Source organism: Pedobacter albus (genome assembly GCF_036324255.1).
Classification (GTDB): domain Bacteria; phylum Bacteroidota; class Bacteroidia; order Sphingobacteriales; family Sphingobacteriaceae; genus Pedobacter; species Pedobacter albus.
This window is the reverse complement of sequence record NZ_JAZDQT010000002.1, coordinates 106,391-126,182: the sequence shown is the minus strand read 5'-3', so window position 1 is coordinate 126,182 and position 19,792 is coordinate 106,391. Positions and strand designations below refer to the sequence as shown.

Annotated in this window: 16 protein-coding genes; 4 read left to right on the top strand and 12 right to left on the bottom strand. The window is 44.4% G+C overall.

Annotation, left to right across the window (positions count from 1 at the left end):
- Positions 1 to 234 precede the first annotated feature (234 nt).
- Complete coding sequence (gene gyrB, locus VRU48_RS10315; RefSeq protein WP_330107859.1) at positions 235 to 2,193, top strand: DNA topoisomerase (ATP-hydrolyzing) subunit B; 1,959 nt, start codon at positions 235 to 237, stop codon at positions 2,191 to 2,193.
- A gap of 129 nt (positions 2,194 to 2,322) precedes the next feature.
- Here the strand turns inward: gyrB and VRU48_RS10310 are convergent, their stop codons facing one another.
- The 11 genes from VRU48_RS10310 to VRU48_RS10260 all read right to left on the bottom strand — a co-directional run bounded on the left by VRU48_RS10310 (position 2,323) and on the right by VRU48_RS10260 (position 11,808).
- Positions 2,323 to 3,249: a bestrophin family protein gene (locus VRU48_RS10310; protein WP_199139453.1), complete on the bottom strand. Its 927-nt coding sequence runs from the start codon at positions 3,247 to 3,249 to the stop codon at positions 2,323 to 2,325.
- 15 nt (positions 3,250 to 3,264) lie between these two features.
- Complete coding sequence (locus tag VRU48_RS10305; protein ID WP_330107858.1) at positions 3,265 to 3,762, bottom strand: hypothetical protein; 498 nt, start codon at positions 3,760 to 3,762, stop codon at positions 3,265 to 3,267.
- A 316-nt stretch (positions 3,763 to 4,078) separates the two neighbouring features.
- Positions 4,079 to 5,431 carry a sensor histidine kinase gene (locus VRU48_RS10300; protein WP_330107857.1) on the bottom strand — a complete coding sequence of 451 codons (1,353 nt, stop codon included), beginning with the start codon at positions 5,429 to 5,431 and terminating at the stop codon, positions 4,079 to 4,081.
- Entirely contained in the window at positions 5,428 to 6,108 is a 681-nt protein-coding gene (locus VRU48_RS10295; protein ID WP_330107856.1) for a response regulator transcription factor, read from the bottom strand. Before VRU48_RS10295 ends, VRU48_RS10300 begins: the two co-directional genes overlap by 4 nt.
- A 169-nt stretch (positions 6,109 to 6,277) precedes the next feature.
- Positions 6,278 to 6,814: an SRPBCC family protein gene (locus tag VRU48_RS10290; protein ID WP_330107855.1), complete on the bottom strand. Its 537-nt coding sequence runs from the start codon at positions 6,812 to 6,814 to the stop codon at positions 6,278 to 6,280.
- An 85-nt stretch (positions 6,815 to 6,899) separates the two neighbouring features.
- The gene (locus VRU48_RS10285; protein ID WP_330107854.1) at positions 6,900 to 7,553 is read right to left on the bottom strand and encodes an N-acetylmuramoyl-L-alanine amidase; all 654 of its coding nucleotides are present in this window, start codon (positions 7,551 to 7,553) and stop codon (positions 6,900 to 6,902) included.
- 27 nt (positions 7,554 to 7,580) lie between these two features.
- Positions 7,581 to 8,003 (bottom strand): retropepsin-like aspartic protease, encoded by a 423-nt coding sequence (locus VRU48_RS10280; protein WP_330107853.1) that lies wholly within the window; start codon positions 8,001 to 8,003, stop codon positions 7,581 to 7,583.
- 80 nt (positions 8,004 to 8,083) lie between these two features.
- Positions 8,084 to 9,022 carry a malate dehydrogenase gene (mdh, locus tag VRU48_RS10275; RefSeq protein WP_330107852.1) on the bottom strand — a complete coding sequence of 313 codons (939 nt, stop codon included), beginning with the start codon at positions 9,020 to 9,022 and terminating at the stop codon, positions 8,084 to 8,086.
- A 215-nt stretch (positions 9,023 to 9,237) separates the two neighbouring features.
- Positions 9,238 to 9,927 carry a DUF6624 domain-containing protein gene (locus VRU48_RS10270; protein ID WP_330107851.1) on the bottom strand — a complete coding sequence of 230 codons (690 nt, stop codon included), beginning with the start codon at positions 9,925 to 9,927 and terminating at the stop codon, positions 9,238 to 9,240.
- A gap of 66 nt (positions 9,928 to 9,993) precedes the next feature.
- The gene (locus VRU48_RS10265) at positions 9,994 to 10,815 is read right to left on the bottom strand and encodes a helix-turn-helix domain-containing protein (RefSeq protein ID WP_330107850.1); all 822 of its coding nucleotides are present in this window, start codon (positions 10,813 to 10,815) and stop codon (positions 9,994 to 9,996) included.
- A 15-nt stretch (positions 10,816 to 10,830) separates the two neighbouring features.
- Positions 10,831 to 11,808: a 5'-nucleotidase gene (locus VRU48_RS10260; RefSeq protein WP_330107849.1), complete on the bottom strand. Its 978-nt coding sequence runs from the start codon at positions 11,806 to 11,808 to the stop codon at positions 10,831 to 10,833.
- Positions 11,809 to 12,133: 325 nt separating this feature from the next.
- Between VRU48_RS10260 and dnaE the strand changes: the two genes are divergently transcribed.
- From dnaE to VRU48_RS10245, 3 genes are all read left to right on the top strand, one after another.
- Entirely contained in the window at positions 12,134 to 16,558 is a 4,425-nt protein-coding gene (gene dnaE, locus VRU48_RS10255) for a DNA polymerase III subunit alpha (RefSeq protein ID WP_330107848.1), read from the top strand.
- Positions 16,559 to 16,666: 108 nt separating this feature from the next.
- Positions 16,667 to 16,984, top strand: coding sequence for a thioredoxin (trxA, locus tag VRU48_RS10250; RefSeq protein ID WP_330107847.1), 318 nt, complete (start codon positions 16,667 to 16,669; stop codon positions 16,982 to 16,984).
- 517 nt (positions 16,985 to 17,501) lie between these two features.
- Positions 17,502 to 18,713, top strand: coding sequence for a PQQ-dependent sugar dehydrogenase (locus VRU48_RS10245; protein WP_330107846.1), 1,212 nt, complete (start codon positions 17,502 to 17,504; stop codon positions 18,711 to 18,713).
- 99 nt (positions 18,714 to 18,812) lie between these two features.
- On the opposite strand, the gene VRU48_RS10240 is transcribed toward VRU48_RS10245, so the two are convergent.
- On the bottom strand, positions 18,813 to 19,751 hold the full coding sequence (locus VRU48_RS10240; RefSeq protein WP_330107845.1) for a DUF3078 domain-containing protein: 939 nt from the start codon (positions 19,749 to 19,751) through the stop codon (positions 18,813 to 18,815).
- Positions 19,752 to 19,792: the final 41 nt, after the last annotated feature.

The window sequence follows — 19,792 nt, the reverse complement described above, 5'->3', positions numbered from 1 at the left end:
TGTCTTTAGCTTTGAACGCGGTTGATTTACACTTTATTACCTCTCTTTTTCTTTTCGTTGCTGGAGGTTCAAATCTGCTAAATTTTAGCAAATATAAAAATCAAAACCGACTATCCTAAAAACAAGCTTTTTTTAATCATTTTTATGCGATTTTAACACGCAAATAGTTATCCACATCTGCCTTAATTCGGTAAAAAATGGGTATATTTGATTCTTTAAGTATTAAACAAAATTATGAGCGAAGAAAAAGATCCAAAGTCAAATTATTCGGCAGATAATATACAGGTTTTAGAAGGTTTAGAAGCTGTTCGTAAGCGTCCTTCCATGTATATTGGTGATACTGGGGTTAAGGGTTTGCACCACTTGGTTTACGAGGTGGTAGACAACTCTATTGACGAGGCGTTGGCAGGCTACTGTACTGACATTTTTGTCACCATTCATAAAGGCAACTCAATTACCGTAGAAGATAATGGCCGTGGTATTCCAACCGGCATCAATACCAAAGAGGGCAAATCGGCCTTAGAAATCGTAATGACGGTTTTGCACGCCGGTGGTAAATTCGATAAAGACACCTACAAAGTATCGGGCGGTTTGCACGGTGTGGGGGTAAGCTGCGTTAACGCGCTGTCTATCCACGTTAAAACCGTGGTACACCGCGAAGGCAAAATCTTTACCCAAGAGTACGAAAGAGGCAAGCCTTTGTTTGACGTCAAAGAAATCGGAGTTTCTGATAAAACCGGTACAATCCAAACGTTCCAGCCAGATGCCGAAATCTTTACCCAAACTACCGAATATCGTTATGATACCTTGGCCGGCCGTTTGCGCGAGTTGGCTTTTCTGAACAAAGGCATCAGCCTAACGCTAACCGACGAGCGCGAAACCAACGAAGATGGTTCTTACCTGTCGGAGGTTTTCAAATCTGAAGGCGGTTTAAAAGAGTTTGTCCAGTTTTTGGATGGCACCCGTCCGTCGTTAATTCCTGAGCCGATTTATGTAGAAGGCATTAAAAGCGGCATTCCGGTTGAGTTGGCCATGCAGTACAACGATAGCTACTCGGAAAACGTACACTCTTATGTAAACAACATCAATACCCACGAAGGTGGTACCCATATTGCAGGTTTTAGGCGCGGTTTAACCCGTACCTTAAAAGCTTATGCCGAAAAATCGGGATTGCTGAAAAACGTAAAATTCGAAATCACTGGCGACGACTTTAGGGAAGGCCTAACCGCCGTAGTTTCGGTAAAGGTTCAAGAGCCTCAATTTGAAGGACAGACCAAAACCAAATTGGGCAACTCTGAGGTGATGGGTGCGGTTGATATCGCTGTTGGCGAGGCATTGGGCAATTATTTGGAAGAAAATCCGAAAGAAGCCAAAATGATCGTTAACAAGGTTATTTTAGCAGCTACAGCCCGCGCGGCAGCCCGCAAGGCCCGCGAAATGGTACAGCGCAAGAGTGTTATGGGCGGTTCTGGCTTGCCAGGCAAACTGGCCGACTGTTCTGATTCTGATCCAGAAAGATGCGAATTGTACCTGGTAGAGGGCGACTCGGCGGGTGGTACCGCCAAGCAAGGCCGCGACCGTAACTTCCAGGCTATTCTGCCGTTAAAAGGTAAAATCCTGAACGTAGAAAAAGCCATGGAGCATAAAATCTACGAAAACGACGAGATCAAGAACATGTTTACCGCCCTTGGCGTAAGCATCGGTACCGAAGATGACGACAAGGCTCTGAACCTGACCAAGCTTCGTTACCATAAAATTATCATCATGACGGATGCTGATATCGACGGATCGCACATTACTACGCTGATCCTCACTTTCTTCTTCCGCTACATGAAGAGCCTGATCGAAGCCGGTTATGTGTATATCGCTGCGCCACCACTTTACCAAGTTAAAAAAGGCAAGGATTTCGAATATTGCTGGAACGATCAGCAACGCGATGCTGCGGTACAACGTTTAAAAGGTGCCGGTAAAGAAGAAAGCGTTCATATCCAACGCTACAAAGGTTTGGGAGAGATGAACGCCGAACAGTTGTGGGAAACTACCTTAAACCCGGCAACCCGTACTTTGCTAAAAGCGACCATTGAAAATGCAGCCGAGTGCGATCATACCTTCTCGATGTTGATGGGCGACGAAGTCGCACCACGTAGGGAATTTATCGAGCGCAATGCGAAATATGCGAAGATTGATGCTTAGGTGTTAGTCCATAGTTAATAGTCGACAGTCCATAGTCTTTGGGCTAAGACCATAAAAATTGAACCCTCCTTGCTAAGCTTGGAGGGTTCGTTGTTTATTAGGATTGTGAATGTGGCATTTTGGACTGTATTATAGGATATAGTACGAACCAATCGGGGCCATTTCGGCATGTGGCTTGTCTTCGTACAGCTTGTGGTCGTCGAGCATTTGGCAGAGGTCTTTTTCAATGTTTCTGCAAATGGTGGTGGTGGGCGTATCGGTAGGCTTGTTCTCGAATGGGTCTTGCAGGTGAACGGCCATCTTTTCTACCAAGAGGAAGAAAGTGGCAATGGCAATAACCACCGGAACCTCCATGTAGCCAAAATACTCGATCAGGCCGAAGGGAAGCAGCACAATGAACAAATGGATAGACATGTTGATGTACTTGCTGTAGGTAACCGGAAAAATGGTATTCTTGATCCTTTCCGATCCGCCCATGTGGTTACATAAAGCCGTTAGGGTTTTGTCTATTTCAATTTGTTGGTACTGATTGATCCAGCCTTCTATGAGCGCCTTTTTCAAATCCATGGCATGTAGCTCGAGCAAAGCCACCGTTACGTTGCGTTGCTTTTTGATAAATTGCAGCTCTTCCTTGTCCAGGTATCTTTCCAATCCCTTGGCGGCGCTCTGGCCCCTCAAGCCTTGGCTTAGGGCAAAACACCAGGCAATTTGGCGCTTAATAAAACGGTTTTTGAAGCGTTCAATCTCATCGAGCCCATAAGGATTGTCTACAAAAGAGAGGATCTGGCGAGCCAACGATCTCGAATCGTTTACAATGGCGCCCCAAAGAATGCGGGCTTCCCACCACCTGTCGTAAGCCTGGTTTGACCTGAAGGCCAGCAAAAGAGATATGATGGTACCCAAAAGTGCTGGAACAGCCACAGGAATGGAGATGCGCGTAACATGGAAGTTTTCGTAAAGCACTACGATGCCGATCGAATAACTGATGACAAAAATGAGCTCTTTTTTAATCTTTCCAAAAATGTAGGTAAAGGGAATATTGTTTCGTAACAGCATAAAAATTAAGTTTAATTAGACGCTTACCGCTTTAACGGTTTCTTTCGGCATCCTGGTTTCAAATAAGTTGTCGCCAATGGCGATATCGGTAATGTTCAGTTCAAACACCTTGCATCCAGAGCGCATGATGAGGTATTTAGGATCTACGCTGTATTTGTTGATCGGGCAAAAATCGTAGTCCTGCGGATAGGCAATGGCATCAACCTGTAGGGCTTCCAGCAAATTTTTAAAGGCTACCAAGGTACTGCCGTAAAAATACTCGACGCCGATTCGGCCAATCCTCGAACCGTACTTTTGTTGATAATGGTTCATTTTTTGGTAAAAGGCATCGCTTACGTTTTCATAGTCCCTGCTTCTTCTGCTCAGCATCAGCATGTCGGTTATCGAATCAGACAGCTTAAAGGCATGCAGAAAAATAATGTTGAGCTCGCTACAGTTTTGGGTCAGCAGAAACGCATCTATAATTTTGGTGCTTTCTGGATTGAAATCGGTTGGTACCAGTAAAGTTTTCATGGTCTTATCTTGTTTTAAGTGATTGAATGATTAACTGATACAAGATTAGCCCCAAAAAATTATAGCCGTATAAGAGCGAGATTAGAATGAGATTAGAATTTTAAGACGAGAGTCCATAAGTCCATAGTTCATAGTCCATGGTTGATGGTGCATCAGAAAATTGCTATTGCAGGAACAATACTTAGAGATTGCTTCGTTGTGCCTCCTCGCTATGAGGATCAATTATCAGTTTGCAGTTGCCAGTTTACAGTTGACGGTTTGCAATTAATTAATCAGCCAATGACTAATGAACTAATGATACTAGTGAACTAATGAACTAAATAATCGGCAAAATCACCTTAATGGTGGTACCAATGCCCACTTGCGATTGGATGGCAATGCTGCCCCGGTGCAGGCGGATGATATTGAGCGAAAGGGGCAGGCCTACGCCATAGCCCTTAAAGTTGGAGGTATTGGAAGCCCTGTAAAATGGCTCGAAAATATGCTGGATGTCTTCTTGAGGTATGCCAATGTCCTGGTCGGCCACGGCGATAGACAGCAAATGGCCATTGCTTTCGAGGCTAACCAGCACAGGCTTATTGTCTGAATATTTGCAGGCATTGCTCACAATATTGGTGATGGCCAGTTTAATGAGATTTTTGTTGGCTTTTAAGGTAAGCGCTTCTTCATTAGCCGGCAGCTTGCTAAAATCGATTTCTATTTTGCTTTCGGGATGCACCTGCTGTACCGAATCCTTGGCTTCCCAAACCAGTTCGTCCATCCTTACCTCTTCGCGTGGCTGTACCTTGCCGTTAAAGCCCGATTGTGCCAAGCCCAACAAACTGGTTAAGATATGTTCGAGCCTGTCGGCTTCATCCTTGATTTTGTGGAGCGCTAAGCCCTGTTCAGGCGAGTTGTCAAAGGTTTTCAAGGCCAGTTCCACTTCGCCACTGATGATAGTTAGCGGTGTCCGCAGTTCGTGCGAAGCATTGCTGATGAAGTTGTTCTGGGTTTCAAAAGCCGTTTCTAACCTGTTGAGCATGTTGTTAAAGGTTTGGGCCAATTGCGACATCTCGTCGGTTCCCTGCTTCACATCAAGCCTTAAATGCAGGTTTTCGGCCTTGATTTTCTTGACGCTTTTGATCATTTTACGTAAGGGATCGAGCATATAGTTGGAGAATTTCCAGCCGACCAAAAAAGACAACACAATAGAAAGGAAGAAGCCGGCAAACAAGATTTTCTGCAGGTCTTTCAGTTCCCTAAAGCCAAAAGGGTCGTCGGCCGAAATAATAACGATGTAGTTTTTGCCATTGCTCTTAAAAAACTTTCCGGCATTGAAATGGTTTTCGCTTCGGTAGCGCGACATCTTGCCGGCCCTGATCTTGTCAAAAAAACTCTCCGGTATTTTCAGTTCGGTTTTGGCCTTTTCCAGCTGGCTTTCTTCAATCACCAATTCGCGTTCCGATGGCAAGCGTTCGAGGTATTGATTGCGCATCTTGGCGTAGGCGCTGTTGTTTTCGTCGTGGAATAATTTGATTTGGGCGGCAATGTTTACCCGGGCCTCCAGTCGTTTGTAAAAATCTTCGAAGGCAAATTCGTTCGAAAAATACCAAACAAAACCACTTAGCAAAGAAATGATGATGGCCGATAGGATGGCGAAAAGCAAGGTGATTTTTTTGGCAATGCTCATGTGCTCTCCTTTAAAACATAGCCCAGGCCTACTGCCGTATGAATTAATTTTTGCGAAGCATCTTTGTCTATCTTCTTGCGCAGGTAGTTCACGTAAACATCAACCACGTTGGTGCCCAGGTTAAAATCGATGTCCCATACGTTTTCGAGGATATCGATACGCGACAGGATTTTCGACTTGTTTTTGGCCATGTACTCCAACAAACGGTACTCGGTAGCGGTCAAGCTGATTTCGTTTTGGTTACGTTTCACGGTTTTGGCGCTGAGGTTCAATTGCAGGTCGGCAATGTTGATGATTTGGTCTTGGTTGGCCTGGCCGCCATAGCGCCTCAGCAAGGTACGGATTCGGGCAAAAAGCTCGGCAAATTTAAAAGGCTTTACCAGATAGTCGTCGGCACCATTGTCAAGGCCTTTCACTACGTTTTCGGTGCTGCCTAAAGCCGTAAGCATGATAATGGGAACGTTGGGCTTGGCTTTTTTGATGAGTTTGCAGAGCTCCAGTCCGTTAATGCCAGGTAACATGATATCCAGGATAATCAGATCGAAATGGTGATGTACAGCCATATCCAAGCCAATTTGCCCATCTGGCGCCACACTAACGGTAAAACCCTCATCTGTTAATCCCCTCGACACAACAGATACTACGTTGGGCTCGTCTTCAACAAGTAATAAATTCATCAAGCAGCAAATAATCTAAAAATCGGTAAATAACAAAATCAATCGGCCATTGTTTAGGTAATTGAGTGTCTTTTTAACGCAAATCAGACATTTTTGTTTGGCCGATGCATAAAAAAAGCCCTTCGGTTGTTTACCAAAGGGCCTTTGTGGCTTGAAGCCTCAAAAAATGCTATTCTCCTTTTTCAGATTTTTCTTTCAAAGACTGAAGGCCGCTTTCAAAGTCTTTGCCAATCATCTTGTCCATGCTTACAAATACGCACATCCATTTACTGATAATGTTGTTTTCGCCGCTCATGGTCCAGGTAACTTTTTGGCCTGTTCCCTCGGGTTGGATTTCGAATTTGGTATCGGCTACGCTTTCAAAAGGCTTAATGAATTTCAGCTCGATATCAACCAGTTTGGAAGGTTCGGCTTTCACGATTTTCATTTGGCCTGTTCCGGTTTCTTTGCCTTCCCAGGCATAAAGTTGTCCGGGTTGCGCTACAGGGCCACTTACTGTAACCTTGGCGCTAGGTTCCTTTTTAGACCATGGATTCCATTTGGTAAACTGGTTAAAATCGGCAATGTTCTTATAAATTACACTATCTGGTGCGTTAATTACCGTAGTTCGGCTTACGCTGTAGGTTTTGGGCAGAAACATGCCGCCTACAAAAATGATGATAATCAAGATGGCAATAATCGCCACTAATACTTTTAAAAATTTCATGTTCAAAATGGGTTTGGTTTATTTAAAGTTAAGGATAATGCCTTTTAATATGCAAGCTTTTCGAGCCTTATTTTAGGCCAGTTTGTCAATGCACCGGAGCACCCTTTAAATGCAGGTCTTGGAGGGCAATTCTTATGTTTTTCATAAAAGTACGACCCGGATCGGTTTTGTCGGAGTGATAATAGGGGTCGGTTTCGCGCCATAGCGGCGTATTTTTGAACCAGGTATGCTCGTAATGCCCAATCAGGTACTGGATAGGGTACTTTTGGCAAAGATAGCGCACCAATTGCTCGTTTGCTTTCAATTGAGCCGTGGTAAGTGGATATTTATCGCTGCCCACGTTCTCTATGCCAATGGCGCAATAATTAAGGCCTATGGCATGGCGGGCAAAAACGGTATCGGGCAAAAGCTGATAAATGGTGCCATTACGATCGACAAGGTAATGAGCCGAAACGTTTAGCCTGCTGGCACCCGCTATCGCCCTGCGCGAACTGGGCAAAACAGATTGATTGAAAGCATTGAAGGCACCCATCAAACTGCTGGAAGCCGTCCAGTGCAGCACAATCATTTTAGGTTTGATGCTTGGCGTTTGTTGAACCAGGTTGTGCCTTTTTTTAAGGTAGGCCAACGAAAGTTCGGTTCGCAACTGGTCAAATTCGATAGGTTTTTGGATAATCTTGGGTTGCTGACCGAAAGCTAAAAGCGGACAGAGGCCACAAAAAAGTAAGAATCTTCTCATCAAATGCATGTAAAACCCAAGCGTGGCTTATTTGTAAAATCTCAATAGCTTCTTTTGGTAATCTATTTTGGCTTGGTAGGCCATTAAAATATCGCCACCAATAATGGCCGCAATGGCAGGATGGCCCAATTGCAGGTAGGTGTCGTTTACGCCTTGCAGGTCGAGGGCAACCCCAGCATACGATTTGAGGGTCAGCGCTCCGATTTTAAGTTGGGGAATAACGCCAAGCAGGGTAGTAGAGGTACTGAAAATAGTAGCCGCCTGGGTTTCTTCGCTTACCGCAAGGTCGACGATGTTTTTTTCCATCAGGCCTTTGTCGAATACACTTCGCGAGGCGCCGGTATCTACTACGGCAAATTGCTTTTCGCCAAAAACAACAATTTCCACCAAAAGGTGGAAACCGTCGTCTTGTAAATTGATTAAGGTTAAAGGAACTGTTAGGGTTCTCATGTATCTCGTTTATCATTCAGGGCAGGAAACCTGTTCGGATAGATTCCTCATGCCACCAGAATGACAAATGTTTATAAAATTTAAATCAAATTCATTTCGGCCAATACGTTGTTCATGTTGCGAACGGCATCGGCACTTTTGTTAAACGCGGCTTGTTCGGCATCGTTTAATTTATAGTCGATAATTTTTTCCCAACCATTGCGGCCCACGATTACCGGAACGCCCAAGCAGATGTCTTTTTGGCCATACTCGCCATCTAAGGCTACGCAGCAGGTGAACAGTTTTTTCTCGTCACGTACAATGGCTTCTACCAGTGCTGCACCGGCCGCACCCGGCGCATACCAGGCCGAAGTGCCCAATAAACCGGTTAGGGTAGCACCGCCCACCATGGTGTCGGTCGCTACTTTGGCCAAGGTAGCCTCATCTAGCAAATCGCTCACCGGCAAACTTTGGTAAGTGGCGTAACGGGTTAACGGAATCATGGTCGTATCGCCATGGCCGCCAATTACAAAACCTTGCAAATCGTTCGAATTGCAACCCAAAGCTACGCTTAGATAATATTTGAAACGCGAGCTGTCTAAAGTACCGCCCATGCCAATGATACGGTTTTTAGGTAATCCCAACGATTTCAAGGCCAAGTAGGTCATGGTGTCCATCGGGTTGCTGATTACCACGATAATGGCATCGGGAGAATATTTAAGGATATTTTCGGCTACGCCTTTTACAATGCCCGCATTAATGCCGATCAGCTCTTCGCGGGTCATCCCCGGTTTGCGAGGCAGGCCCGAAGTGATTACAGCTACCGCCGAACCAGCCGTTTGGCTATAGTCGTTGGTTACGCCTTTAATTTTAGTGTCGAAACCCAATAAAGTGGCTGTTTGCATCATGTCGATGGCCTTGCCCTCGGCAAATCCTTCTTTGATGTCTAACAATACCAGTTCTTCGGCTAATTCTTTTCTTGCAATGTTGTCTGCACAGGTGGCTCCAACGGCGCCAGCACCTACTACCGTTATCTTCATTTTATTTTATATTTTGGATAGAAAATGTTTATATGCCGAAGTTATAGAATTGTGGCAGTTTAAAAAAGGCTTTGTTGAATTTAGTTGTCAGTTGTTGGTCATCCTTGAAGGGTTTTAGTTGATAGTTCATGGTCCATGGTCGATAGTCTATTGTCTATGGACCATCGGCTATGGTCTTAGATTATGGTCGATAAGCTAAACTATCCATACCAAATTTAAGGATTGGTAATTTTCTTGATTTCTTCTGGCGTATAGGCTTTGTAAATGATGCCGAATCTTTTCGCGTTTTCTTCAACGCTCAACTTAAAGCCTGCTTCTTTTCTTCTTTTGTTCACGTTTTTGGCATCTTCGATAGGCATCACATATTCGAAAAATTCTTTTTGCCCCGTTTTGGGATTGGTAATTTGTACGGAATAGATCTGTGTGCCGTAGATTTGAAGCTTTCCTTCGCCTGTGAGTTTTCTATCGAGCATCATGGCTACATTTTCAAAAGGCAATTCACCTTCTTTTCCTGCTTTTTCAATCAATGGGTAGTACTTTGATATTTGACTGGGGGTGTGCTGTATGACAAAGAAAACAGCGGTATTGGCAGGCTCGCCCACCAGGCTTTTGCCCGGGTAGCCGTATTTTGAAACGATGCTTTCTACTTTCTTGAAGTTGGCCGAATCGATTTTGTTCATGAGGGACCAAGCCTTCTTCTTAAGCTCTTCTTTGGAATAGCCGAGCGCTTTGGCAAGCTGGTCTTTTCTTGCTTCCGATGTTTCCGTATCTACAAATTCCCTGATGCCCTGGTCGCTAGCCAATATAGAATCGAGTTGTTGTTTGAGTCCGATATTTATCTTTTGTTGCGCGCAGCAACTAAGGCACATCATAATGGTGCTGGTAATTAACAAGGCTTTTTTCATGATTGAATGGTTTTGAACAAAAATAAGGACCAGTGCGACAAGGAAAAAGGTATAAATCAGACAATATCATTTCAATTGGAATGGCGAACCACCATTGCCAACCAAAAAAAGAGCTTTGTAAAACTGGGTCAGGCCAGCCCCTGTAAACTGCCGGAAATCCTTTCTAAAATGAGCCAAATCGAAATAAGTACTTTCGTCGTAGAATTTTTTCGGATAACCATTGCCATTATAGGTTTGGCCGATGGCGCTTCTAAACCTGCGGATTTTATTGAACGCAGATGGACTACAGCCAAAATAATCCTTAAAATACCTTAAAAGGTTTCTTTCAGACATATGCACCAGATTGGCAAGCTCTTTTACTTGCTGTATTTCGTTTCGACTAACTTGGGTGTAGATTTTTTCCAATATCTCTTTGTTCTCTTCATTTAGACAAGTTAAGAGAAAATCCTCGAGCAAAGCGAGCCGCTCTGGTGCTGGTGCGGCAAAAAGTACAGCAGCAAAATTGGTCCATTTGTGATTCGTTAATACCTGATGGGCTTGCTGGGCAATCTGATAAAATGGAACATCAAAAAAATAATTGATACCGCAAGCCGTAAAATTGATGGCAATCTCTTCAACGGGATCGTTAAACGTAACCGATACCGGAAACTGGGCGCGCCCTAACAAAATGATGCTTGGCCTTGTTCCTTTGTCCTTGCTGAATGAAACATGCGTTTCTTCAATGCAAACTTTCGTTTGATTGAAGAAAGCCAAACAGGTGCCTAAATTAGGAAATGCAATATAAGTGGTAGGGCAAGTGGCTTCTTTTACAGATAGGGTGAAGCTGTGGATATATTTGCTAAGCCGTTTTGAAATAGGGGCAATATTTACGAACAGTTCCCTTTCCATCGCTTTCCCTTTAACCTATTTTTTAGCTTTTTGTTTCGCGGATACGTTGTTGGCTACAACTTTTGCCTGATTATGGGGAGCGTTCAATAACGAATCGCTGGTATAAGGCACTCTGGCAGAAGGCACATGAAGCGAAGCCTCTTTCAAATGTGCGTCTTGGTCGTCGAAAAAGATATGGGCGCCAAAAGCTTTCAGGATTTTATCCTTAGAAATGCCACCCAAAAAATAAGCCTCATCTACATAAACGCCCCATTTGCGCAGGGTTTTGATTACCCGCATGTGCGATGGCGCATTACGTGCAGTTACAATAGCAATGCGCAGGGGAGAAAGCTCGATGCGGGTGGGCAGTTCCTCCTGGATTTTCGAAAGCTTGATCAATAGCTTGGCAAAAGGGCCTTCTTTGAGCGGGTCGTCTTCGTGTTCGGCCTCGTATTTATGAAAAGCGTCCATGCCTTCGGTTTTGTAACGATGTTCAGATTCTTCCGAAAACAGCACTGCATCGGCATCAAAGGCAATTTTGACACGGTTATCGTCAGAGTTAAAGGAATGTGGGGGCGCATAAATGTAAGCGGCGGCACATTCTTTCGAATCAATTACATATTGTACATCTTTGATATCCTTGCTAAGGAACAGGTCGATGTCGAAACCATCGATATACGGCGATAAAGGTTCGCCGCCACTAAAGGCCATGCGCGTAATATCCAGCTGATGGGCTTTGACCGAGTTCATGACCCTTACACCCGTTTCCGGACTGTTCCTCGACATGACCACCACTTCAACGATGCGTTTTTTGGCGCTTTCGTTCAGGTGTAGCAGCCTTTGCACTAAATGAAAGGCCGTGCCGGGCTCTAAAAGATCGTTTTCGTGTTCCAATTGGTATTGGCGGTAGCCTACAATGCCTTCTTTCTCGAATATTTCATTCTCTTCTTCAAGGTTGAACAACGAACGGCTCGAAACACCAATTACTAAAACGTCTGATAAATCTACTGGCATGGAAATGTGATGGATTAAGGTAAGGGCAATCTTTGCCTAGCCCAAAGATAAGGTTTTGTCTAATGTAATAGTTGCCGGTTTGCAGTTTTTGGTTTGTATTCGATAATTGAAGCCATGCGATGCGGTAGCTAACAATTTGACAATGGAAACAATTTCAGCTGTTGCCCACTTTACAACAATCGAACAATTGAGCAATAAAACAATCCAGCAATACCAACAATTTGTCAATAATAACCCATCAAGAAACTTGTGCAAGTGTTGATAATTAGCTGACACGTTTGCCCGTTAAAATTTCTTATTTTTGATGTCCACCATTTCCCCAGCTATGTACCTTATTTTTGATACCGAAACAACGGGTTTGCCACGTAATTACAATGCTCCGATTACCGATACCGATAATTGGCCGCGCTGTATACAGATTGCCTGGCAATTGCATGATGAAATGGGTCGCTTGATAGAGCATCAGGATTATTTGGTGAAGCCCGAAGGCTTTAACATTCCCTACGATGCCGAGCGGATCCACGGTATTTCTACAGAGCTGGCAACCGAACAGGGTATCGCTTTGACCGAGGTGCTAGAGAAATTCAACATCGCGCTAAGCAAGGCCAAGTTTGTGGTGGGCCAGAATATCGGCTTCGATATCAACATCATGGGCTGCGAGTTTTACCGCTTTGGGGTAGACAGTCCGATGGCTTCTTTGCCGGTGCTCGACACCTGTACCGAAGTTACCGCCGACCTATTGAAAATTCCGGGCGGAAGAGGTGGCAAGTTCAAGTTGCCAACCCTAACCGAACTGCACCAATACCTTTTCGGAGTGCCGTTTGCCGAGGCGCACAATGCTACTGCCGACGTGGAAGCCACCACCCGATGCTTTTTGGAGCTGATTAGGAAAGGCGTTTTTACCAAGGAAGAACTACTGGTTGATACCGATTATTACCTGCGTTTTAAGGAACTCAATCCAGGTATGGTTGAAACGGCCGGGTTAAAGCACATTAACCTCAAGGCGGCTTCAGACGAAATCAGGAAAAAGCAACAGACCAGTGGCGGTACGACCAAGGTTTCGGAAGAAGCCAAAGAAAAACTGGCCAATGCCACTTTTGTGCACCTGCATAACCATACGCAGTTTTCGGTGTTGCAAAGTACCATCAGCATTCCCGATTTGGTTAAAACAACAGCCGCGCAAAACATGCCAGCCGTAGCCTTAACCGATCATGCCAACATGATGGGCGCCTTTCACTTTGTAAACCAGGTACTGAACCACAACAAAGGCGCCGAAGCTAAAATTGCCGAAGCTTTAGAAAAAGGCGAAACCCCAACGGTAAGTATCATCAAGCCTATTGTAGGGGTCGAGTTTTTTGTATGCGATAACCATACCGACAAAACCCGCAAAGACGACGGCTACCAAGTGGTATTGTTGGCCAAGAACAAAAAAGGCTACCATAACCTGGCCAAAATGTCGTCAATTGCTTATACCAAAGGCTTCTATTATGTGCCAAGGATTGATAAGCAAGTGATACAGCAGTATAAAGACGATATTATGGTGCTGTCGGGAAACCTTTACGGAGAAGTGCCGAGCAAGCTCCTCAACTTGGGCGAAAAACAGGCCGAAGAAGCATTGATTTGGTGGAAAGAGCAGTTTGGCGACGATTTTTATATCGAGCTGATGCGCCACAACCAGGAAAACGAAGACCGCGTAAACGTAAACCTGATCGAGCTGGCCAAAAAACACAACGTCAAGCTCATCGCCACCAACAATACCTATTACATCAGTAAAAAAGATGCCAACGCCCACGATATTTTGCTTTGTGTAAAAGACGGCGAAAAACAGGCTACCCCAATTGGCCGTGGCCGTGGCTTTAGGTACGGCATGCCTAACCAGGAATATTATTTCAAATCGGCCGACGAAATGAAGGCCCTTTTTGCCGATATTCCCGAAGCCATCATCAATATCCAGGAAATTGTAGACAAAATCGAAATCTACAAGCTGGCCCGCGAGGTGCTTTTGCCTAAGTTCGACATTCCCGAAGAGTTTATGGTGGCCGAAGACGAACAGGACGGAGGCAAGCGTGGCGAGAACAAATACCTGAGTTATTTAACCTACCGCGGGGCAGAACGCCGCTACGAAGAAATAACGGATTCGATCCGCGAACGTTTGGATTTTGAGTTGCAGACCATTGAAAAAACCGGTTATCCAGGCTATTTCCTCATTGTACAGGATTTTATTGCCGAAGCCAGAAACCGCGATGTATCGGTAGGACCTGGCCGTGGATCGGCTGCGGGTTCGGCTGTAGCCTATTGTTTGGGCATTACCAATATCGATCCCATCAAATATGATCTCCTTTTTGAGCGTTTCCTAAACCCAGACCGTGTTTCCATGCCCGATATCGATATCGATTTCGACGACGAGGGCCGTGGACGCGTAATGGATTACGTAATCAACAAGTACGGCTCAAGCCAGGTGGCCCAAATCATCACCTATGGTACTATGGCGGCCAAATCATCTATCCGCGATACCGCCAGGGTGCTCGATTTGCCGTTATTTGAAGCCGATAAGATTGCCAAGCTCATTCCCAACATGAAGCTGGCCAAAATATTTAACCTCGAAGAAAAAGCCTTGAAATCGGCCTTAAGGCCTGACGAATTTGAAAAGGTAAACGAGCTGAAAACCATGGCTACGGCCAAGAACCTAAGCGCCGAAACCATCGAACAGGCTATTGTTTTAGAAGGCTCGTTGCGCAACACGGGCATCCACGCCTGTGGGGTAATCATTACCCCCGACGATATTACCAATTTCGTTCCGGTAGCGACGGCCAAAGATTCAGACCTCTACGTAACGCAGTTCGACAACTCGGTGGTAGAGAGTGCCGGTTTGCTCAAAATGGACTTTTTGGGGCTAAAAACCTTAACCCTCATCAAAGATACCGTTAAACTGGTTAAGAAAAGACATGGCATTACCCTCGATCCGGATGCATTTCCAATCGACGACCTGAAAACTTACGAGCTCTTCCAGCGTGGCGAAACGGTCGGCATTTTCCAGTACGAGAGTCCGGGTATGCAGAAATACATGAAAGAGCTGAAACCAACGGTTTTTGGCGACTTGATTGCGATGAACGCCCTGTACCGTCCGGGACCGATTGCCTACATTCCGAGCTTTGTGCGTCGTAAAAATGGCGACGAGGAAATCAAATACGATTTAGAGGCCTGCGAAGACCTGCTGAAAGAAACCTACGGTATTACCGTTTACCAAGAGCAGGTAATGCTTTTGTCGCAGAAACTGGCCGATTTTACCAAAGGCGAGGCCGACGTACTGCGTAAGGCCATGGGTAAGAAACAGCGCGACGTTTTGGATAAGATGAAGCCTAAGTTTATCAGTCAGGCGGCCGCCAAAGGCCATGATGCTCAGACTTTGGAAAAAATATGGAAAGACTGGGAAGCTTTTGCCGAATACGCCTTCAATAAATCGCACTCTACCTGCTACGCCTGGATTGCCTACCAAACGGCTTATTTAAAGGCCAATTATCCAGCCGAATACATGGCGGCGGTACTGTCCAACAACATGAGCGATATTAAGCAGGTGGCTTTCTTTATGGAAGAATGCCGGCAGATGGGCGTTACCGTTTTGGGGCCTGATGTAAACGAGTCGGAGCTTAAGTTCTCGGTAAATGCCAAGGGCGAGGTTCGTTTTGGGATGAATGCCGTAAAGGGAGTGGGCGAGAAAGCCGTAGAAAGCATTATCGAAGAAAGAGAAGCCAACGGGCCTTTTGTAAGTGTTTACGATTTTGCCAAACGTTCCAACACGCGTATCGTTAACAAAAAAGCCTACGAGAGTTTTGCCTATAGCGGTGCTTTCGATGCCTTTGGCCACCATAGGGCGCAGTATTTTTATGTGGGTGCCAACGATAAGTTGAACGGCATCGAGAAGCTGATTAAATATGCCAACGATTTTCAGAATAACCAGAACTCGTCGCAATCGTCGTTATTTGGCGGTTCAAAAGCCGATTTGATCCTCGAACCTACCTTTCCGGTTTCGCCAGAATGGGGGCTGATTGACCGATTGAAATACGAAAAAGATGCCATCGGGATTTTCTTGTCGGGACATCCTTTAGACGACTACCGCTTCGAGCTGAAGAACTTCTGCCAACATGCCGTAAAACACCTGAGTATAGTGAACAAAATACGCAGTGGCGACAGCAATGAGGAACTTTTGGCAGAGTTTGAAACCATCAAGAACCGCGATTTGGTAGTAGGTGGTTTGGTGGTAAGCGCCGCGCAACGGATTACCAAAACCGGAAAGCCTTTTGGAGTTTTCGTTTTCGAAGATTACGACGACAGTTGCGAGATTGCGCTCTTTGGCGACGACTTTATGAAGTTTAAGCAGTACCTAACCGAAGGCTATTTCTTGCAGATCAGAGGTAGGGTAGGCGAACGCTTCAAAAAAGAAGGCGATTGGGAATTTAAGGTTACGGCTATCGATTTATTGGCCGAATTGCGCGATAAACTGACCAAAAGCATCACTATTCAGGTTCCGATTGAAGAAATTAGCGAGGATTTTATGCAAAAGATCAATATGATTTTGCAGGAAAACCAGGAAAATAGCGAACGTCATAATTGCAAGTTGAATTTTGAGGTTTATGATCGGGAAGAAAACCTCAAGCTGGATCTGCCTTCCAAATCGTTGAGGATAAATCCCAATAATGTGTTTTTGGAACAGTTAAATAATTTAAATGTTGTAAATTACAGGCTCAATTAAGCGTAGGTGATAAGGCTAAATCTTTATAAAGAAAATGTCAAATTGACAGCACGCTATTGATGGCATCACAATTGATAATATATTTGTATATAAATTAAATTTTAAGTTATGGCTTTAGAAATAACAGATGCAAACTTCGAGGAAGTTGTATTAAAATCAGATAAACCAGTTTTGGTAGATTTTTGGGCTGAATGGTGCGGTCCATGTCGTATGGTAGGTCCAGTTGTAGACGAGATCTCTAAAGAATACGAAGGAAAAGCATTAGTAGGCAAAGTTAACGTAGATAACAACCCTCAAATTTCAACTCAATTTGGTATCCGCAACATCCCAGCTTTGTTGTATTTCAAAAATGGTGAAGTTGTTGACAAACAAGTGGGTGCAGTTCCAAAATCAATTTTGGCTGGCAAACTAGATAAACAATTGTAAGATTGAGGCCATTGCAAATGGCCATTCCATATAAGCAAATCCCCGAAATCGTCAAGATTTCGGGGATTTGTGTTTTAAAAGCTATCATATTTACCTAGCGTAATTTTCATAGTCACATAGGATTGTGAACCATCTGGTTAACCCCTGCAAATGCCATCCGTGGGTAGGTTTATCGGCATCCTTGCTTCTCTTTGGTTTGAACGCCTGCTGCAAAATCCTCTGCAGTTTGAAAAACCGGAGCTTATAAACGCTACCTAAACGAATGACATGCTGTTAACAGTTTGTTTGATTAATCAGTTAAAAAGACAGTGCAACATCGGTAAAGTTGCATGCAACAGGCATTGAACTGGTGTTTGTCGAAATGATTTTTTTAAACTATTGATAAACAAATAGATGTGTTTGCTGGCCAAATGGTAGTAACACCTTTGTGATAAAGCTTTTCAAAACTTATTATCGTTTTATTGTGTTTTTGATTACAGATATTTTTTCGTTTTTTTAAGCAAACAAAACAAATCTCATGAACCATCCCAATCGTAAAATGCGCTACCTGTTGTTGGCAGGTGTTTTAATCAATGGTGTAGGAAGCACCTCGCTTTTGGCACAAAATTCTGTAGAAACGCAAAAAACTTCGGCCGATTATAAGCCTGCTTTTGCCGGACAAACCCGTATCAATGCCGTCAAAACCACAACCCCGCTAAGTATTGCCGTAATCAACAGCAAGCTCGAAAACCCTTGGGGTATTTCAGTAATGCCCGATGGCCGGTTTTTGATTTCGCAAAAATATGGGAACATGGTTATTTTGCAGGCCAACGGAACCCTTTCAAAAACCATTACGGGTTTGCCCAAGGTAGATGCATCTGGCCAAGGCGGCTTGTTAGACGTAACCCTGGCTCCCGATTTCGCAAAAAGCAGAATGGTTTACTGGGCCTATGCAGAACCGCAAGAAAAAGGTGTTTTATTGGCTATTGCCAAAGGCAAACTGTCGGCCAACGAAACAGCCATAGAAAACCAGACGATCATTTACAGGGCTACACCGGCTTATGGCGGTAAACTGCAATACGGATCGAGAATTGTATTTGATAAGAACGGAAATCTTTTCGTAAGTACAGGCGAGCGCTCTGGAAACGACATCAGGATTCAGGCACAATACCTTAATTCTTCGCTGGGCAAAATCCTGCACCTTACACCGGCTGGAAAACCCGTGCCCAACGGGCCTTTTGCCAAACAGGCCGATGCGCGCCCAGAAATTTATGCCTATGGTTTGCGCAACCCTGATGGTTTGGCCATCAATCCGCAAACCGGAGAGCTTTGGGAGGCAGAATTTGGTCCCAAAGGTGGCGATGAAGTCAATATTATCAAACCCGGCAAAAATTATGGCTGGCCCATTATTACCTATGGAACCGAATACAGTGGCAAAAAAGTAGGCGATGGCATCCAGCAAAAAGAGGGGATGGAACAACCCATTTATTACTGGAACCCAAGTATTTCGCCAGGTAGCATTGCTTTTTACAACAGCAGCAAAATTGCCGAGTGGAAAGGCAATTTGTTTGTAGGCGCTTTAAGTGGTTCGCACATTATCCGTTTGGTGATTAAAAACAACAAAATTGTAGGCGAAGAAAGACTATTGGCTGATAAGGGCGAACGTTTCAGGGATTTGGTAGAAGGCAGGGACGGTGCACTCTATGCCATCACCGATGGGGGTAATCTCTATAAAATTGCCAAGAAATAAGCTTGACTTTAACAAAGCAAAGGCCCTAACTCCATCGAGTTAGGGCCTTTATATTTTTTGAGCAATGCTCTTTGGAGAGGCTTATCAAATCAATAAGGGTTAATACTTGCCAAACTTATAAGTCAGCCCCACACCAAGGGTTTCTTTGAGTTGCAATTTGCCAATCTGGTTGTCGTCGTAGAAAAGATCGGCGGTAATTTGGGTAGAGATGAACTTGTTTATTTTCATATCCAAAATGGCAGAATAAGCCAAAACCATGTTCTGCGGTTTTTTCAGGTAATTGCTAAAAATGCCAAAACGATTGTCGAGCAAGATATTTTCCATCAACTTTGTTTTATACCTGCCACCTACGTAAGCGCCAAATTGGTAAACAAAGTTCTCGCCCGGTTTGGCACCAAAAGCATCAGTTAAAATGCCGTCGTGGTCGGGATCAAAAACAGCCTTGTCGCCAATAAAGGTTAAGCGGGAAGTTAGCGGATGGATGCTGAGCTGAAAATTATCATTCGGAATATAGTCGACCCCCAGACCAATGGTTACGTAGCCCGGCGCCATGAAATTGGAAATATAGCCTTGTGCTGGCTTGCTGTAATCGTAACCTTTGCTAAACTGGGTTTTCAAGTTCAGCGCGGCAGCCGCGTACCAATTGCTTTGTTTAATCTGATGGCCGTATTTAGAGGTAAGGTCAATTACGTCTTCTACCTTGGTTACATCGCTTCCCTGTTCAGATCTTAGGCCATAGCCCATTAAAATGCGGTTTTCCCAAAGCGTACTGCCTTTCTTCAGGTTAAATTCGTAATCGCCACGCGCAGTTAGGGCAACCGAATTGATGCCCCCTGCAACCCAATTAGAAAAGGCCGCCTGGTTCAGTAAGAGTACATTGGTGCCACGAACCGTCCAGCCTTCCTTTTTCTTGGCCGTATCGAGCTTGTTCAGTATTTTGTTGCTTTCGGTGTTTACTTTGCCGCCTTGTACAGTTTGTGCATGGCCATAAAGACCCGTAAAGGCTAATGTTGCTAATAAAAAGTAGAATTTTTTCATAACGGAGATTTAGTTATAGACTAAAAATAATAAAAAATCTT

Coding starts and splice junctions, on each gene's coding strand:
- VRU48_RS10285 (WP_330107854.1), bottom strand. CDS start 7,553: ATGAGAAGATTCTTACTTTTTTGTGGCCTCTGTCCGCTTTTAGCTTTC.
- VRU48_RS10260 (WP_330107849.1), bottom strand. CDS start 11,808: ATGCCAGTAGATTTATCAGACGTTTTAGTAATTGGTGTTTCGAGCCGT.
- mdh (WP_330107852.1), bottom strand. CDS start 9,022: ATGAAGATAACGGTAGTAGGTGCTGGCGCCGTTGGAGCCACCTGTGCA.
- VRU48_RS10240 (WP_330107845.1), bottom strand. CDS start 19,751: ATGAAAAAATTCTACTTTTTATTAGCAACATTAGCCTTTACGGGTCTT.
- VRU48_RS10280 (WP_330107853.1), bottom strand. CDS start 8,003: ATGAGAACCCTAACAGTTCCTTTAACCTTAATCAATTTACAAGACGAC.
- VRU48_RS10295 (WP_330107856.1), bottom strand. CDS start 6,108: ATGAATTTATTACTTGTTGAAGACGAGCCCAACGTAGTATCTGTTGTG.
- trxA (WP_330107847.1), top strand. CDS start 16,667: ATGGCTTTAGAAATAACAGATGCAAACTTCGAGGAAGTTGTATTAAAA.
- VRU48_RS10265 (WP_330107850.1), bottom strand. CDS start 10,815: ATGGAAAGGGAACTGTTCGTAAATATTGCCCCTATTTCAAAACGGCTT.
- dnaE (WP_330107848.1), top strand. CDS start 12,134: ATGTACCTTATTTTTGATACCGAAACAACGGGTTTGCCACGTAATTAC.
- VRU48_RS10310 (WP_199139453.1), bottom strand. CDS start 3,249: ATGCTGTTACGAAACAATATTCCCTTTACCTACATTTTTGGAAAGATT.
- gyrB (WP_330107859.1), top strand. CDS start 235: ATGAGCGAAGAAAAAGATCCAAAGTCAAATTATTCGGCAGATAATATA.
- VRU48_RS10290 (WP_330107855.1), bottom strand. CDS start 6,814: ATGAAATTTTTAAAAGTATTAGTGGCGATTATTGCCATCTTGATTATC.
- VRU48_RS10270 (WP_330107851.1), bottom strand. CDS start 9,927: ATGAAAAAAGCCTTGTTAATTACCAGCACCATTATGATGTGCCTTAGT.
- VRU48_RS10245 (WP_330107846.1), top strand. CDS start 17,502: ATGAACCATCCCAATCGTAAAATGCGCTACCTGTTGTTGGCAGGTGTT.
- VRU48_RS10300 (WP_330107857.1), bottom strand. CDS start 5,431: ATGAGCATTGCCAAAAAAATCACCTTGCTTTTCGCCATCCTATCGGCC.
- VRU48_RS10305 (WP_330107858.1), bottom strand. CDS start 3,762: ATGAAAACTTTACTGGTACCAACCGATTTCAATCCAGAAAGCACCAAA.